Origin of the sequence: Lichenicola cladoniae, assembly GCF_013201075.1 — a bacterium.
GTDB lineage: Bacteria > Pseudomonadota > Alphaproteobacteria > Acetobacterales > Acetobacteraceae > Lichenicola > Lichenicola cladoniae.
Genome location: NZ_CP053708.1, coordinates 2,501,195 through 2,516,192, shown reverse-complemented (window position 1 = coordinate 2,516,192; position 14,998 = coordinate 2,501,195). Strand labels below are relative to the sequence as shown.

Here is a 14,998-nt window from a genome sequence, read left to right as displayed (position 1 = left end):
CCGCCGACGCCCGCGTCAAATTGAAGCGACGTTCTAAATGAATCGGCAGTACTAGGTCCCAGCGGGTCAAGGGCGGAACCTTTGCCGGAACTTCCTCAATCCCCGTCGTCCCCCTATCATCAAAGCCTTGGCGAGACGCAACGGACGCTCCCGTCGCCAGGACGCCGACGCGTCGATTCGGCCCAGGGACGGCTCAAGCACATAGATCGCGGCGCGGCCGCAGTCCGGGAAGCGATGAAACGTTGCGTTCCAGCCTGTCTGGCTGGCGATCTTCACCAGATAGTCATGGGTGAAGCCGAGCTCCATCCAGCCGAAGCGGCGAATGCAGAATACCGATAGCGCATCGAGCCTTGGTCCCCAGGGATAGGGGATGCCGTCGAACGGGCTGGCCACCACCGGCTCGCCGCAGAGCACGATGCGTCCGCCTGGGTTGAGCCGTTCATGCAGGCGGAGCAGCAGCGTCTCGAACTCGAAGGCATGGTGGAACGCCTCGTAGAACAGGATGCAGTCGAAGGTCTGCCCTTCGAACCCGAGACCGAACTCGGCGCGCTCGGTCTCGACCACCAGTCCGAGATGCGCGGATTGTGCCTGGATCCCCTCCAGGGCAACCGTGTCGATATCCACGCCAAAGGCGCGATATCCCATGCGGGACAGCATGAGCAGGAGCTGACCGCTGCCTGGACCATATTCCAGCACCGACCCGCCGTTGGACAGGTTCAGATGGGACATGATGTGGCCCCAGGCGAGCAGATGCTCGGAGACCATGCTTGCGTCACGGAAGGACCAGGGGACCAGGCCGGCCCAGAGATTCCCCGGTAGCTGGGCGGCCGGCGCCTCGTCACGGGCCGCGACATAGCCCTCGCCTGGGCGACCGCGCAGGGAGAGATAGAGCTCCAGCGCCGCCTGTTTATAATCAGCCGAGAACGGGTCCATTCGTACCAGCCGGCGCGTCTCGGGAAATTCGAGGACCAGGCCGGACATGCGCTGGTATTGCTCGGCATCCGGAACGCCGTCGCCGATCTGTTCGAGAAGGGCGGCAAACTCGTAGGCGTTGCTCGAACGCGTCATCAACTGAGGATTCGGACGATGGCGACTACTTGTTCCGATCTGATAACGGCCACCGTTCCAATTTGACCGCGGCCGGTTAAGATCATTCCCGCAGGTCGACTTTGGTCATGTCATGGTGCCTGGATCCGGGTCAAGCAGAAGCGCAGTGCTTGCGTAGACTTTCACCCTTGAGCTCGATGCGGTAGGCGTTGTGAACGACGCGATCGAGACTTGCATCCGCCAGAGTGGGTCTCCCCACGATCTCGTTCCAGCGGTCTACTCCTCACCAGCTTCGGAAGCATCGGCATTCAGCAGGATGCGTGCCCGTAGCAGATTGCGAGCCGAGTGCCTGCCGTTCTGATCAACGCGTCCAACTGCTCGCGCTGCTCCGCGCTCAACGTGACCGTCAATGACAGGGGGTACTAGTCTGGTGTCGCGCCGCGGGTCGCTGAAGCAAGATAGGATCTGAGCACCAGTCGGTACTCGGTCGTTAAAGCGCGCCGAACGCTCTCTCTTTCCAATGCAGTGCCGGCAATGCCCTTCAGGATATGCATGATGACGATAGCCATCGCCGCTGACTTCACTTTCGTCAATCGCGGAAACGCTTTTCGCACGATGGTAGCGATCCCCTCACGCAAGGCCTCGCGGAATTCGGAACGTTTGTCGCCATGACCGCCGCGCGCGTCGATCACGGCGATCGCGAAGCTGCGTTCGGTTTGCAGTTCCAGCATGAAGTCGATGAAGGCGTCGGTCAGTTCATCGAGAGACATCGCTGCCGATCGTGCGCCAAGTGCCGCCAATCGATCCAGGGCGTGTTGCGCGTAGCGCAGCAGTAGCGCGTCAGCCAGCGCCTCCTTCGAGGGAAAGAACCGGTACAAGGAGCCAAAGGCCGTACCCGATCGCGCGGCGATTTCCGTCATCGTGACGGCGTCATAACCTTGCTCCCTGAACAACGAAGCTCCGGCCTCCATGATTGCCGCTACACGCTGATGGCCGCGCTGTTGCTTGGGTGCGTAGGGATTGCCTGTCATTGACATATGCGAGGATTCTCTCCAGAAATGGTTTGCGAGACCGTTCTCGCATATCACGCAGCCGGCGCGCGTCAAGATGGTAAGAGATCGGACGGCGGTTCGAGGATGCGACGGTTGATCGACTGGTTCCGGTAGAAAGGCGATGTTGATGACTTACCTCATGCTGCTGCTGGCAGGCGCGCTCCTGTGCAACTGCGTTCCGCATCTGGTCAGCGGCGTCCAGGGTGCATGGTTTCCGACACCGTTCGCCAAGCCTCGCGGCGTCGGTGAGTCGTCGCCGTTGTTGAACTTCATATGGGGGGCGTCGAACCTGCTTGTCGGACTGTTCATCGTCTGGCGACGGCTGATCGTCATCGGACCCAATCTTCAGATTGCCGCCTTGGCGGTTGGCTTCCTGGCGAGCGGCACTTTTTTGGCCACCTATTTCGGGAAAGTTCGCAAGGTAGCAAACGGTTGAAGCCGACTGTTAGCTGACGATGCGGCGGGATCATGGGCGATGTATTTCGACAGCAGCAGCCCGACGGCCTTCCGCGAGGAAGCAATCAACGCGCGATTATCGTTTCTCCCATCAGTCGAAAGGTCATGCAAATGAAGCGCTGTTACAAAACCGTTTGGCCTTTCGCCATGGCGAGCCAGGCGCTTCTCCTTCTTCTCAACGGTTGCGCCGCAGGCGTCGTGCAAGGTGCCGTCGCAGTCAAGGATATGGGCGAACGCCGTATCTACCAGGCAGCGGCCGAGGCAGGCGATCCGCAGGCCGAGTTCAATCTAGGGGATTCCTGGTGCTGTACCGTCACGAAGCGCGCAGACAATCGCCGCCATGCCATCTACAGCAACGAGAAAGCGACCGAATGGCTGTGCCGGGCCGCCTTGCAGAATTACGGGCCGGCGCAGATGGAGCTTGCCCGCATCTATGCGGGACGCCCGTTCCGCTACAATGTCATGAAACAAGCCGCAGATCGGGTGTTCGGGGCGCCGGAGGATCCAGCGGTCGCACTCATGTGGGCCGAGATCGCCGAGACCAACAAGGTGGATGGCGCCGCACGGTTGCGGGTAAGCCTCATGGAGGAAGCGACGCCGGCAGTTCAGATCGAAGCCGCTGAGCGGAAGGTCAGTTGGCAAACCTCGCCGTGCACCTGGCAGGACATCATGCAGCAGGATGGCGACCTGACCTGACTGGTGCTTTTGGACTTGAATGGTTGGAATCTTTGGTCCCGGACGGTCGACTACTCAGAGAATACTTGAGAGATTTTGAATAGCCAAAACGGGTAAATGCACTTCACTCAGTAAGAGTGAGCGATGTCCGCTCCCACTTTTGGGGTCGTCGCCGTGCGGTCTTGCAGCGCGGCAGGATGGAACACCTTCCGTGGACCGGATCGGGCCAATTCTTTCTCGCCGATTGAGAACGTGGTGATGGCGCAGGAAGCTGATGCAGATGATTGGGCGGTGAGTCCGGCTCCCACCCGTTGCGACGGCATGCCTACCTGTAATCGACATGGAGCCGACTTATGCGAGAGATCGGATTGGAGCATACTTGCAACGGGTTTTGACGAGTATGACGCACATGCGTGAAGGCTTGACGCCCCGGCGAGCAACCCGCTGCGACGCCGCGGCCGTTCGTGAACTGACACGTTCTGCCTACGCCGCGTGGGTTAGCGTCATCGGTGGCGAGCCGAGGCCGATGACAGCTGACTACGACGTTGCGGTGCGAGACCACATGATCGACCTGTTGCATAGAGACGGCGATCTTTCCGCCTTGATAGAGATGTGCCCCGAAAGTGACCACCTGCTCGTCGTGAACGTTGCGGTGTTGCCTATCTTCCAAGGCCGGGGGTATGGCCGTGCTCTTCTGGGGCATGCCGAAGAGATTGCGCGGTCAATAGGTCTTGCGGAAATGCGGCTCTACACCAACAGCCGGTTCACCAAGACTATACGGCTTTACGAGCGGCTTGGTTACCAATTCGACCATGAGGAGACCGTGCCGAACATCGGCATTGCCGTGCACATGAGTAAACGCCTTGCTTGATCCCGCGGCAGTCGAGATGCCGCTTTTAAACCCAGACTAGCATACCGCATGCGTATCGGGTGTCAGGCCTACTCACCTGGCGCGTTCCCGCCGATCTGGTACAGCAGTTCCAAAATCTCGCGAGCAGCGGCATCCGCAGGCGCTTCCTCTCCGATCGAGAGGCTGGTCAGCACGGTGCGAAATCCTTCGCGTTGTGCCCCCGCAGCCTCGGTATCGGTCAGCAACGTTTCGACCGTTTCCGCCAGGCGGTCCGGACGGCAATCCTGCTGCAGCAATTCGGGCACTAGTTGCCGGCCCGCAAGGAGATTGACCATGGCGACGTGCGGCACCTGGATTAGGCGGCGGGCGATTGCGGCAGTCATCGGGTTGACCCGGTAGGTGACCGCCATCGGCACCCCGGCCAGGGCAAGTTCCAGGGTCGACGTACCGGACTTGGTCAGCGCGGCACCGGCGGCGGCGAACGCGTCGTGCTTGTCGTGCAGTTCGGTGACGATGATCGGCTGGACCGGCCAGTCCCGGGTCGCGCGCAGCACGGTCTCCGCCACGACCGGGGAGGCGACCACCACCGGCACCAGCCCGGGTATCCGTGCGGCCAGCAGGGACAATGTCCGGCCGAACACCGGCAACAGGCGGGGAACCTCGCTGCGCCGGCTGCCCGGCATCAGCACCAGTACCGGTGCAGCCGGGTCCAGGCCGTGGGCGGCCCGGAACCGGACGGCATTGCCGGTGTCGGCACCGGACTGCAGCACCGGGTGGCCGACGAAGCGGGCTTCCAGACCGTGCCGGCGAAAGAATGCGGGCTCGAACGGCAGCAGGCACAGCAGCCGTTCCCACAGGCCCGGATATTCCCGCACACGATGCTCGCGCCATGCCCAGACCTGCGGTGCGACGTAATGCACGCGCGGAATCCCGAGGCCGCTGATCCGCTTCAGCAGCCGTAGCGCAAAGCCGGGGCTGTCGATGGTCACCACCAGATCCGGCCGGGTCCGGGTGATGTCGGCAACGGCCATGTCCAGGCGCCTGGCCAGGCTGCGCACACGGGGCAGGATCTCGACCAGGCCCATGACGGCGAGCTCGCGCATCGGGAACAGGCTCTCCAGCCCCTGCTCGGTCATGCGCACGCCGCCGATGCCGCGGAACAGCAGGTCCGGCCGCTGCCGGCGCAAGGCGGCGATCAGGCGCCCGCCGAGCACGTCGCCGCTGGCCTCGCCGGCCATGATCCAGATCGTGGGAGCCACGATGTTCAGCTCGGATAGAGCTGGTCGGGACTGACGTCCGGCTCGGAGATGCTGACCAGCGCGCCGTCCCGCACCGCGTTGTAGAAGCAGCTCCGCCGGCCGGTGTGGCAGGCGACCCCGGTCTGGTCGACCATCAGCAGCACGGCGTCCTGGTCGCAATCCAGGCGCAGCTCGATCAGGCGTTGGGTCTGTCCCGAACTCTCGCCCTTGCGCCACAGCTTATTCCGGCTGCGGCTGAAATAGCAGACCCGGCCGGTTTCCAGGGTCTCGGCCAGGGCGTCGCGGTTCATCCAGGCGAGCATCAGCACCTCGCCCGTATCATGCTGCTGGGCGATCGCGGCGATCAGGCCGGCGCTGTCGAAGGCAACCCGGTCGATGGTCTGCGCCAGTACGGCCTGGTTCATGCTGGCGTCGCCGATGGCTCGGGCAGGCGCATCCAGTCCGGGACGCGGGCCTGCATCGTCCAGCCGCCGAACTCTACCGTGCCGTGCAGGTGCTCGAGCCGCAGCACCGCCAGGCCCAGCCCCTCGGACGAGGATCGCATGGTGCCGATGTCGCGTCCCTCGTGCAGCAGGGGCGTGCCGGGCGGTGGCAGCGCGGCGTGCGACGTGACCGGGACCAGTCGGCGCTTGAGTAGGCCGCGATAGCGGGTGCGGGCGGTCAGTTCCTGGCCCATGTAGCAGCCCTTGGTCCAGGAGATGCCGTCGAGCTCGTCGAAGCCGGCCTCAAGCAGCACGGTCTTTTCCGGTTCGCAATCGCGTGTGCCGTCGGGCAGGCCGAGCAGAAGGCGGTGGCGGTCGTAGTCAGCCTCGTTTGCTTCCGACTGCATCGGCATTTTGGACAGGATGCGGAAACCGGCGGCGGCAAGGCGCGGATCGGGTGCGCCGATGGCGTTTGCCGGCAAGTCGGGGATGCCGTCCCAGGCAACGCTGACGGCGAGGCCGGTTCCGGCCACCACCACCTTGGAGCGCAGGCGGAACCGCGACAGCCTGGTCGCCAGCATCGGCGCCTGGTCGCGCTCGCAATCCAGCAGCAGCCGGTCGGTGTCGGCGAAGATGAAGAAATCGGCGAGGTATTTTCCCTGCGGCGTCAGTAGGGCCGCCCATACCGCGCGGCCGGGAGCGGCTAGCGCCACGTCGTTGGAGACCAGTCCTTGCAGGAACGGAACGCGGTCCTCGCCGGAGACCGACAGGACGGCACGGGCGGGCAGGTGGGCAAGCTTGAGCATGACCGGAACTTGGGGGAGCGCTCGGCTTCCGGCAACCGGGGAAAGGTTCTAACAGGTCGGCCAATCCTGCCCCTCAACCCTGCTGTCCGTGAGCGAGCGCCTGACCCGTATCCTGTTCATCACCGCGACGAGGCTGGGCGATGCGGTGCTGTCGACCGGGCTGCTCGACCATCTGATCCGGTCGATGCCCGATCCGCAGGTCACCATCGCCTGCGGTCCGGTCGCGGCCGGCTTGTTCGAGCGGATGCCGGGCCGGACCCGGACCATCATCGTCGAGAAGCGGCGCTACGACCTGCACTGGCTTTCGCTGTGGCGCGCCTGCATCGGCACGCGATGGGACCTGGCAGTCGATCTCCGGGGATCGGCGGTCACGCTGCTGCTCCGCACCAGGGGCCGGACGATCATGCGCGGCGGCCGTCGCGCCGGGCACCGGATCAGGCATCTCGGCGGCGCGCTCGGCCTGACCCCCGCACCGGTGCCGGTGGTCTGGACCAGTGCCGCGGACGATGCGAAGGCCGCCAGCCTGCTGCCGTCGGGGCGGACGCTGATCGCGCTCGGGCCGACCGCGAACTGGGCCGGCAAGGTGTGGCCGGCGGAGCGGTTCGCCGAGCTGTTCGCCGCCATCAGGCAGGCGCTGCCCGACGCCCTGCCGGTTGTGCTGGCCGGGCCGGGGCCTGCGGAACATGCGATGGCGCAGGGGCTGCTGGATCGTCTCGACGAGGCGGTGGATTTGCGCGGCCGGCTGTCGCTGGCGGAAGTCGCCGCCTGCCTGAAGCGCTGCCAGCTCTATGTCGGCAACGATTCCGGGTTGATGCATCTGTCGGCGGCGACCGGCATCCCGACGCTCGGCCTGTTTGGGCCGAGCAAGGCCTCCGAATATGCGCCGGTCGGGCGCCAGGCCGCGTTCGTGGCGGCACCCGGACCGGAGGGCGACGCGCCGATTGCCGGCCTGGCCGTCGAGGATGCCGTGGTTGCCGCCCGCGCGTTGCTGGGCCTGGCATGACCCGGGTCGCCCATATCATGGCCGGTGCCGAGGCGGGCGGCGCCGAGCTCTTCTACGAGCGTCTGACGGTGGCGCTGGGGTCGACGATGGAGGTGCTGCCGGTGATCCGCCGCAACGCCAAGCGCGCCGGACATCTTCGGGCCGGCGGGTTGGCGCCGGTCGAGCTCGGCTTCGGCGGGCGCCTCGATCTGCTGACCCGGCCGCGGATCGGGCACGCGCTTCGCAGCTTCCAGCCAAGGGTGGCGGTCGCCTGGATGAACCGCGCGGCCCGGATGACGCCGAAGGGTGACTGGGTGCTGGCAGGCAGGCTCGGCGGGTTCTACGACCTCTCGAACTATGCGCGGTGCGATCATCTGATCGGCAACACGCTGGGCATCGTCGCGTGGATCCGCGAGCAGGGCTGGGCGCCGGAGCGCGTGCACCATCTGCCGAACTTCGCCGCCGAGTTCGCGGGCTTCGCCCCAGCGCGGCCAGCCTCGATCCCGGCCGATGCGAAGCTGGTGCTGGCGCTCGGGCGGCTGCATCGCAACAAGGCGTTCGACGTGCTGGTCCGGGCGATGCGGCACATTCCCCATGCCCACGTGCTGATCGCCGGCGAGGGTCCGGAGCGGGCCGCGCTGGCGGCGCTGGCGCGTGCGGAAGGGGTGACCGACCGGCTGCACATGCCGGGCTGGGCCGACGATACCGGATCGCTGCTGGCCGCCTGCGACGTGCTGGTCTGCCCGTCCCGGCACGAGCCGCTGGGCAACGTGGTGATCGAGGGGTTCTCGGCGGGCCGTCCGGTGGTGGCGGCGGCCTCGCAAGGTCCGGTCGAGCTGATCGGGAACGGACAGGACGGCGTGCTGGTGCCGCTCGAGGATGCGGCGGCGCTCGGCGAGGCGCTGGCCCACGTGCTGGAGGATCGCGGGCTCGCGGCCCGTCTGGCGGAAGCGGGCCGTGCGCGGTACCAGGCCGAGTTCGCGGCCGGGCCGGTGCTCGACCGGTGGCGGCAATTCCTGACGACCGTGGAGAAGAGTTGATGTGCGGCATCGCCGGTTTTGCGCTGGCCCACACGGGTGCTCCCGGCGTCACGGTCGCAGGGCAGCCGGTGTTCGACAGCGCCTGCCTGACGTCCCTGGTCCGGGCCCTGGCGCATCGCGGCCCGGATGGCACCGGCCACACCATGGTCGGGCGCGTGGCGCTGGTACATACCAGGCTGGCGATCATCGATCTCAACGGCGGCGACCAGCCCATTTTCGCAGGTCCCGCCGCCCTGGTCGCCAATGGTGAGATCTACAACGATCTAGAACTGCGCAAGGCATTGTCCGACGTGCGGTTCGCCGGCGGCAGCGACTGCGAGCCTCCGCTGCATTTGTGGCTGCGCGACGGCGGGCGATATGTCGAGAGCCTGCGCGGCATGTATGCGATCGCGATCCACGAGCGCGGCACCCATAACCTGACGCTGTCGCGCGACCCGTTCGGGATCAAGCCGCTCTATGTCGCCGAGCTGGAGACCGGCGTGGCGTTCGCCTCCGAGCCGCAGGCGTTGCTGGCGGCCGGGATCGCGAAGCGCGAGGTGCGGACCGAGGCGCGGAACGAGCTGCTTCAGCTCCAGTTCACAACCGGACGGGAAACCATCTTTCCCGGAATCAGGCGCGTGTTGCCGGGCGAGACGATCCGGGTGGCGAATGGCCGGGTGATCGACCGCAGCCGTATCCAGGCGTTGCCGGAAGGCCCGACCGAGGAAATCGGCGAAACCGAGGCGCTGGCCCGCCTCGATCGTGCGCTCGAGGAGAGCGTGTCGCTGCACCAGCGCGCGGACGTGCCGACGGGCATGTTCCTGTCGGGCGGGATCGACAGCGCGGCCGTGCTGCGGATGATGGCGCGGCTCGGCAACGAACGGGTGCAGGCCTTCACCGCTTCGTTCGACGTCCCGGAGGCCGCGGACGAGAGCGAGCAGGCGGCACGGCTGGCACGGGCGGCCGGGGCCAGGCACGAGGTGATGCGGATCGACGAGGCGATGGTCTGGCGGCATCTGCCGGAAATCGTCGCCAGCATGGACGATCCGGTGGCCGACTACGCCATCATCCCGACCTGGCTGCTGGCGCGGCGGGCCCGTCGCGACGTGAAGGTGATCCTGAGCGGCGAGGGCGGCGACGAGCTGTTTGCCGGCTACGGTCGCTACCGCAGCGCGATGCGGCCCTGGTGGCGTGGCGGCCGGGCGATGCGCCGGCGCGGCACGTTCGACGGGCTGAACGTGCTGCGCGCGGATGTCGCCGGCGGGCGCAACCGGGACTGGCGCAGTGGCATCGCGGCGACCGAGCTCTCCGCGGGCAGCGGGTGCTCGCGGCTGGCATCGGCGCAGGCGTCGGATATCGCGGAGTGGCTGCCGCACGACCTGCTGCTGAAGCTGGACCGGTGCCTGATGGCGCATGGTGTGGAGGGACGCACGCCACTGCTGGACCCGGCCGTCGCGGCGGCATCGTTCAGGCTGCCGGACGGGCTCAAGGTCCGCCGGGGCATGGGCAAGTGGCTGCTGCGCCGCTGGCTAGAGACGCAGATGCCGGAGGCGCGCCCGTTCGCGCCCAAGCAGGGCTTTACCGTGCCGGTCGGCGCCTGGATCGCGGCGCAAGGCGACCGGCTGGCGCCGCTGGTCGCGGCCCAGGGCGGTGTCGCAGAGATCGCGGCGCCGGATCGGGTGCTGGCGCTGTTCCGCAACGCGGCCGGTCGTCGCGAACAGCATGCGGCCTGGACCCTGTTGTTCTATGCGCTGTGGCATCGCACGCACATCCAGGGAAAGCTCCCGTCCGGCGACGTGTTCGAGACCCTGGCGGGGTGATCGTGGTTCGGGGCTAAGCCGGATTGCGCCGCGACGTTGGCGGTGGTCGGGCGCTGCCTGCCGCTGAAGCAGCCAACGAACGTGCCGGATGGTTGCCGCGCGAGTTTCGACGATACCGATTCAGAACGATACGTCGGTGAATTCGTGCGTTGTGAAGTTGGCGGCTGGTTCGATCGGGGAGGGACGAGCTCCAAGCGGCGTCCGCGCGCGCACGTCGACCGTGGCGACTACTATTCACACCGCAACCTTTCTCCGTGGCCGCAGCCAAGACGTCAGGGAGTTATTCGGAAGAGATCGAAGACCTTTTCCGATCGCGATCGCATCCGCCTCCTACGCAACCGCTGCGTCTTGCAGATACAGCCCGATCATCGAGCGCAGTTCTGCCATCGTCGCCATCTCGTCGATCCCTTCGCGCACCAGGAGGGGGAGCGCCTTCATCGCCTGCAGCACGACAGGCGCAGCCCGCTTCGCCCGGTCCGGCGCCAGACCGCCGACCGTCAGGATCACCTCGAGATGCTCCCGGATCGCATCCCGCAATCCGGCCCGCAGCGCCGCCCCGTCATCCCGCATCTCGGCGATCGCCACCGCCGCGTCGCGATCGGGTCGCTGCGACAGAATGAGAGCCAGCAGGGCTTCGGCCAGGCCGAACGGACCCAGCGCTACCGCCGTATCTGCAAGCGCGGTGAGACCGCTCAGGATCGTCTCCGCGTAGCGGGCGAACAATGCGTCCGCCAGCAATTCCTTCGCCGGGAAGAAGCGGTAGAGCGAGCCGATCGCAGTACCTGAGCGGGCTGCGATTTCGGTCATCGTCGCCGCCTCCACGCCCTTCTCTGCGAACACCGACGCCGCAGCGTCCAGGATGATTGCCACTCGCTGCCGGCCGCGCAGGCGGATCGGCGGTAGGGCCACCTTGGGCCTTGCGATATGCGAGGACATCTTCTACTTTCTCAATTTGAGGCTACCCTCGCAAACTATGGCAGCAAATTGCCGCCAAGGAGACCCCCCATGCTCAGTCTCGATCCCACGAGCACCGCCCTGGTCCTTATCGACCTGCAGAACGGCATCGTCGGCATGCCCCTGGCACCCAGGACCGGCGAGCAGACCCTGGCTGCCGGAAAGGCGCTGGCCATCCGCTTCCGCGACGCAGGCGCCACCGTGATCCTGGTGCGCGTCGCCTTCGCCGCTGACTTCTCCGATGCTCCTCCCGGCAAGGTCGACCGCGCGATGCAGATCCCTGAGACCGGCCTTCCGCCTGACTGGAGCACCCTCGCCGATGGCCTGCAGCAGCCCGGCGACATCGTCGTCACGAAACGCCACTGGGGCGCCTTCACCGGCACCGAGCTCGACACCGTGCTGCGCCGTCGCTCCATCTCGACAGTGGTGCTCGGCGGGATCGCGACCAACTTCGGAGTCGAATCCACCGTCCGTCACGCCTGGGAGCACGGCTATCACGTGGTGGTGGCCGAGGATGCATGCTCCAGCGTTTCAGCGGAGCTGCACGCGATGACGATCGGGCATGTCCTGCCGCGCCTCTCCCGCGTCATCCACGCTGCGGACCTGGATCTAATCGGGGCGTGACCGCCGCCATCCTCCTGCTTGGCCTGTCGGCGCTCTTGGTCTTCGGGCTGGAGGCGATCCACATGCCGGCCGCCCTGCTGCTCGGGCCGGTGGTCGCCGCGATTATGCTTGCCTCCCGCGGATGCCCGGTCTCCATCCCCCGTCCGGTGTTCCTTGCCGCCCAGGCACTGGTCGGCTGCATGATCGCCACCAAGCTGCCATCGTCCCTGTTCGGCGAGGTCACCGCCCGCTGGCCGATGTTCCTGGCCGGGATCGGCTCGACGCTCATCGCGTCGCTGGCACTCGGCGCCGTCCTGGCACGCTTCGGCGTGCTGCCCGGCACCACCGCGATCTGGGGCGTGATGCCGGGTGCTGCCACGGTGATGACCCTGATGTCGGCGTCCTACGGCGCCGACATGCAACTGGTTGCGTTCTCGCAATATTTCCGTGTGGCGTGCGTCGCCACCATTTCCTCCGCGGTTTCCAGGCTCTGGACCGCCGGCGCCGGCGGGGCCGTTGCAATGACCGGGTGGTTCGCGCCGCTGCCGCCGATCCCGATCGCCGAGACCCTGCTGCTGGCCGGCTTGGGTGCTCTGGCCGGCATCCGGCTGCGTATCCCCGGCGGCCCGCTCCTGGTGCCGATGTTTGCCGGCATGGTGCTCTGCGATTCCGGCGTGATGACCATCGTGATCCCACCCTGGCTGCTGGCGATCGCCTACGCCGTGCTCGGCTGGGGTATCGGGATGCGCTTTACCCCCCTGGTGCTGCGGAATGCGGCCCACGCCTTCCCGGGGATACTGGCGTCGATCGTGTCGCTGATCGCGCTGGGCGGCCTGTTCGCCTACGGTTTGCACCGCTTCGATGGCATCGCGCCACTGACCGCCTATCTCGCCACCAGTCCCGGCGGTGCGGATACAGTGGCGATCATCGCCGCCTCATCCCCGGTCGACGTGCCGTTCGTCATGACGATGCAGATGGGCCGGTTCCTCCTGGTGCTTCTGGCCGGCCCGGTGCTGGCCCGGCTGGTTGCCAAGGCAGTTCAGGGGGGAACAGGTTCCATGAGGTTCAGCGGTCCACAGTAATGTGCGCCGGATCGCGGGGGATTCAACAACGCCGATCGAGGTGCGTCCCGAAGCTGGCCACCTGCCTGGTGTAAACGTAGCCGCATCGCCTGCCTGGCCGGGAGTGCGGTCGTGCCCGTTCGCCAGAGGAAATTGCTCGTCGAACATGCTGGTCCGCGGAGGGTCGAACTCGGCGGTAGCGAGTCGAGGCGCGTGCACTAACCGCTTACGGTGCGATAGCGGTTCGAACTAAAGCAGTTGTTGTCACAGCGTGGCTCATAAACGAGAATCGGCAACGTGAGTCCGATTTGAGTGCCTTGATGAAGCGCGTTGCCTTGCCCTTGTTCCTGCTTCTGATGCCGGCGGCGGGCATTGCGGAGTCTGTGCGCATCGGCCCGAGCTTCGTTTGCCCGCGCCCGGCACCCGCCGACAGGCTGTCGCAACTGATCTGCGACGATACCGGCATGAGCCGCGAGGAACTGATGCTCGCGCAATCGTACCAAGCGCTTCGGCATCTGTATGGCCCGGGCGGATGGAAAGCGCTGCGTGCGCAGGCCGCGATGTTCGACAGCAGGCTTCGCGCCGCCTGCGATGTCCCGGCATCGAACGCGCGGCATCGTCCGATGCCACCCGGCGTGCCGGCCTGCTATGCCGCGCAAACCGAGACTGACCGCGCTGTCTGGCTCGGGCAGATGTCGGGGCCGGCGCGCGAGGAGGCATCGCGACCGATCGAACAGGCGATCGGCCTGCAGCAGCGCCTGGTCGCACTCGGGTTCCTGGCAGCGGGAACCGAGGGCGACGGGGTCTATGGCAATGCGACGCGCGCTGCGATCATGACATGGCAACGCGTCGCGCACCGGCCGGACGCGGCCGGTTTCATGTCGGACGCCGATGCCGTTGCGCTGCGCAGCCCGGTCGTTGCGACCGACATGTTCCGGACGGCTTCGATGATCGTGGCCTGTTCGGATCCGCGTGCCGACGGCATCCAGGCGATCGCGACCGACCGTGCGGACGGGCACTGCTTCGAAGCTCTCCCGGCGCAACGCTGGGAGAAGGTTGCCGAGGAACGCGGGCTGCTTCTGCTGCGGCGTGTCCCGGCGGTGATCGGCGAACCACCGCTGTATTTCCGCCCGGGCGATGTGACCACGGTCGCCGAGCGGAAGCCGTTGGCACCAGCCAAGAAACAGGAAAACCTTAGGCCGAGGCCTCAGGACCTCGCTGCAACCGGTTCCGGTGGCAGCGGCCGGATCGCGGTCGTCATCCTGGTGATCGCCGGGATGGTGCTGGGTGTGGTCGGCGTGCGTCGTCTGCACGGGGCGCGGTCGCGACGGCGACGGGCGCGACAAGCGTACGGACTTGCGGTGCAGGAGATCGTGACCCACCAGCGCACGCTGCAGATCAGGAAACTGCAGCTGGTCGGCGTGGACGCCTACGGGACAATCGATCTTGCCCGCTGGAACAAGGAACGGGCGTATTTCTACAAGACCCGGATCATGCCGCTGCTGGCCGCGAACGCGCTCGATGACCAGTGGCTGCTCATTAACGGCGACGTCGAGCATCGGCTCGAACTCGCGGCGTCGGCACCGGGGTCGGCACTGGGCAGGTCCGAGGCAATACGCGAGCGGTTCGTCAGCGATCCGCGGATATTCGACCCGCGGATGGAGCCGGCCGACTACGAGCGCCATTGCGCGATATTGTTGCGCGCGGCCGGCTGGAAGGCGCAGGTGACGGCGGCAAGCGGCGACCAGGGCACGGACGTGCTGGCGCGTCGTGCCGGCAGGTCGCTGGTTCTCCAGTGCAAGCTGTACAGCAGTCCGGTCGGCAACTCGGCGGTGCAGGCGATCTCGGCCGCGCGGCTGCACCAGCGGGCCGACCTGGCGGCGGTGGTGTCGAATGCGTCGTTCACGCCGGCGGCCCGGCAGCTCGCGCGTACGAACGGCGTCTACCTGATCCATCACGAGGAACTGCGGGCTTTTGATCCGTCCTGACGAT

At 66.5% G+C, this 14,998-nt stretch carries 15 protein-coding genes and 1 pseudogene; 9 read left to right on the top strand and 7 right to left on the bottom strand.

Features of this window, described 5'->3' with window-relative positions; translation table 11 throughout:
* Window positions 1-66: 66 nt before the first annotated feature.
* The 3 genes and pseudogenes from HN018_RS11670 to HN018_RS11660 all read right to left on the bottom strand — a co-directional run bounded on the left by HN018_RS11670 (window position 67) and on the right by HN018_RS11660 (window position 2,078).
* Entirely contained in the window at window positions 67-1,068 is a 1,002-nt protein-coding gene (locus HN018_RS11670) for a class I SAM-dependent methyltransferase (protein WP_171835552.1), read from the bottom strand.
* Window positions 1,069-1,198: 130 nt separating this feature from the next.
* A pseudogene (locus HN018_RS11665) lies at window positions 1,199-1,327 on the bottom strand (ATP-binding protein); the annotation flags it as partial.
* A 142-nt stretch (window positions 1,328-1,469) separates the two neighbouring features.
* Complete coding sequence (locus HN018_RS11660; RefSeq protein WP_204259514.1) at window positions 1,470-2,078, bottom strand: TetR/AcrR family transcriptional regulator; 609 nt, start codon at window positions 2,076-2,078, stop codon at window positions 1,470-1,472.
* 160 nt (window positions 2,079-2,238) lie between these two features.
* Between HN018_RS11660 and HN018_RS11655 the strand changes: the two genes are divergently transcribed.
* The 3 genes from HN018_RS11655 (at window position 2,239) to HN018_RS11645 (ending at window position 4,101) form a co-directional block, all read left to right on the top strand.
* Entirely contained in the window at window positions 2,239-2,535 is a 297-nt protein-coding gene (locus tag HN018_RS11655; protein ID WP_204259513.1) for a hypothetical protein, read from the top strand.
* A 32-nt stretch (window positions 2,536-2,567) separates the two neighbouring features.
* Window positions 2,568-3,251: a sel1 repeat family protein gene (locus HN018_RS11650; protein WP_171835549.1), complete on the top strand. Its 684-nt coding sequence runs from the start codon at window positions 2,568-2,570 to the stop codon at window positions 3,249-3,251.
* A gap of 388 nt (window positions 3,252-3,639) precedes the next feature.
* Window positions 3,640-4,101: a GNAT family N-acetyltransferase gene (locus tag HN018_RS11645; RefSeq protein ID WP_171835548.1), complete on the top strand. Its 462-nt coding sequence runs from the start codon at window positions 3,640-3,642 to the stop codon at window positions 4,099-4,101.
* 68 nt (window positions 4,102-4,169) lie between these two features.
* On the opposite strand, the gene lpxB is transcribed toward HN018_RS11645, so the two are convergent.
* The 3 genes from lpxB to ygfZ are packed head-to-tail and all read right to left on the bottom strand — an operon-like array spanning window position 4,170 to window position 6,567.
* Window positions 4,170-5,348: a lipid-A-disaccharide synthase gene (gene lpxB, locus HN018_RS11640; protein WP_408886799.1), complete on the bottom strand. Its 1,179-nt coding sequence runs from the start codon at window positions 5,346-5,348 to the stop codon at window positions 4,170-4,172.
* Window positions 5,345-5,743 carry a phosphoribosyl-AMP cyclohydrolase gene (gene hisI / locus HN018_RS11635; protein ID WP_171835547.1) on the bottom strand — a complete coding sequence of 133 codons (399 nt, stop codon included), beginning with the start codon at window positions 5,741-5,743 and terminating at the stop codon, window positions 5,345-5,347. The genes lpxB and hisI overlap by 4 nt, the downstream gene beginning before the upstream one ends.
* Window positions 5,740-6,567 carry a CAF17-like 4Fe-4S cluster assembly/insertion protein YgfZ gene (ygfZ, locus tag HN018_RS11630; RefSeq protein WP_171835546.1) on the bottom strand — a complete coding sequence of 276 codons (828 nt, stop codon included), beginning with the start codon at window positions 6,565-6,567 and terminating at the stop codon, window positions 5,740-5,742. Before ygfZ ends, hisI begins: the two co-directional genes overlap by 4 nt.
* Window positions 6,568-6,655: 88 nt before the next feature.
* Between ygfZ and HN018_RS11625 the strand changes: the two genes are divergently transcribed.
* From HN018_RS11625 to asnB, 3 genes are read left to right on the top strand one after another with little or no spacing between them, the layout of a single operon-like run.
* On the top strand, window positions 6,656-7,570 hold the full coding sequence (locus tag HN018_RS11625; RefSeq protein WP_239478618.1) for a glycosyltransferase family 9 protein: 915 nt from the start codon (window positions 6,656-6,658) through the stop codon (window positions 7,568-7,570).
* Entirely contained in the window at window positions 7,567-8,589 is a 1,023-nt protein-coding gene (locus HN018_RS11620) for a glycosyltransferase (protein WP_171835545.1), read from the top strand. Before HN018_RS11625 ends, HN018_RS11620 begins: the two co-directional genes overlap by 4 nt.
* Entirely contained in the window at window positions 8,589-10,388 is a 1,800-nt protein-coding gene (asnB, locus tag HN018_RS11615; RefSeq protein ID WP_171835544.1) for an asparagine synthase (glutamine-hydrolyzing), read from the top strand. Before HN018_RS11620 ends, asnB begins: the two co-directional genes overlap by 1 nt.
* Window positions 10,389-10,718: 330 nt before the next feature.
* Here the strand turns inward: asnB and HN018_RS11610 are convergent, their stop codons facing one another.
* A complete protein-coding gene (locus HN018_RS11610) occupies window positions 10,719-11,324 on the bottom strand; it encodes a TetR/AcrR family transcriptional regulator (protein ID WP_171835543.1) in 606 nt (201 codons plus the stop codon).
* Between the two features lie 69 nt (window positions 11,325-11,393).
* On the opposite strand from HN018_RS11610, the gene HN018_RS11605 reads away from it, so the two are divergent.
* The 3 genes from HN018_RS11605 (at window position 11,394) to HN018_RS11595 (ending at window position 14,994) form a co-directional block, all read left to right on the top strand.
* Window positions 11,394-11,966 (top strand): hydrolase, encoded by a 573-nt coding sequence (locus tag HN018_RS11605; RefSeq protein WP_171835542.1) that lies wholly within the window; start codon window positions 11,394-11,396, stop codon window positions 11,964-11,966.
* Window positions 11,963-13,027 carry an AbrB family transcriptional regulator gene (locus tag HN018_RS11600; RefSeq protein WP_239478616.1) on the top strand — a complete coding sequence of 355 codons (1,065 nt, stop codon included), beginning with the start codon at window positions 11,963-11,965 and terminating at the stop codon, window positions 13,025-13,027. Before HN018_RS11605 ends, HN018_RS11600 begins: the two co-directional genes overlap by 4 nt.
* Window positions 13,028-13,326: 299 nt before the next feature.
* Entirely contained in the window at window positions 13,327-14,994 is a 1,668-nt protein-coding gene (locus HN018_RS11595; protein ID WP_171835540.1) for a restriction endonuclease, read from the top strand.
* Window positions 14,995-14,998 lie beyond the last annotated feature (4 nt).

What these genes read in the sequence shown, in the direction of transcription:
- HN018_RS11670 (WP_171835552.1), bottom strand. Translation starts at nt 1,068, where the DNA reads ATGACGCGTTCGAGCAACGCCTACGAGTTTGCCGCCCTTCTCGAACAG.
- HN018_RS11660 (WP_204259514.1), bottom strand. Translation starts at nt 2,078, where the DNA reads ATGACAGGCAATCCCTACGCACCCAAGCAACAGCGCGGCCATCAGCGT.
- HN018_RS11655 (WP_204259513.1), top strand. Translation starts at nt 2,239, where the DNA reads ATGCTGCTGCTGGCAGGCGCGCTCCTGTGCAACTGCGTTCCGCATCTG.
- HN018_RS11650 (WP_171835549.1), top strand. Translation starts at nt 2,568, where the DNA reads ATGGGCGATGTATTTCGACAGCAGCAGCCCGACGGCCTTCCGCGAGGA.
- HN018_RS11645 (WP_171835548.1), top strand. Translation starts at nt 3,640, where the DNA reads ATGCGTGAAGGCTTGACGCCCCGGCGAGCAACCCGCTGCGACGCCGCG.
- hisI (WP_171835547.1), bottom strand. Translation starts at nt 5,743, where the DNA reads ATGAACCAGGCCGTACTGGCGCAGACCATCGACCGGGTTGCCTTCGAC.
- ygfZ (WP_171835546.1), bottom strand. Translation starts at nt 6,567, where the DNA reads ATGCTCAAGCTTGCCCACCTGCCCGCCCGTGCCGTCCTGTCGGTCTCC.
- HN018_RS11620 (WP_171835545.1), top strand. Translation starts at nt 7,567, where the DNA reads ATGACCCGGGTCGCCCATATCATGGCCGGTGCCGAGGCGGGCGGCGCC.
- asnB (WP_171835544.1), top strand. Translation starts at nt 8,589, where the DNA reads ATGTGCGGCATCGCCGGTTTTGCGCTGGCCCACACGGGTGCTCCCGGC.
- HN018_RS11610 (WP_171835543.1), bottom strand. Translation starts at nt 11,324, where the DNA reads ATGTCCTCGCATATCGCAAGGCCCAAGGTGGCCCTACCGCCGATCCGC.
- HN018_RS11605 (WP_171835542.1), top strand. Translation starts at nt 11,394, where the DNA reads ATGCTCAGTCTCGATCCCACGAGCACCGCCCTGGTCCTTATCGACCTG.
- HN018_RS11595 (WP_171835540.1), top strand. Translation starts at nt 13,327, where the DNA reads ATGAAGCGCGTTGCCTTGCCCTTGTTCCTGCTTCTGATGCCGGCGGCG.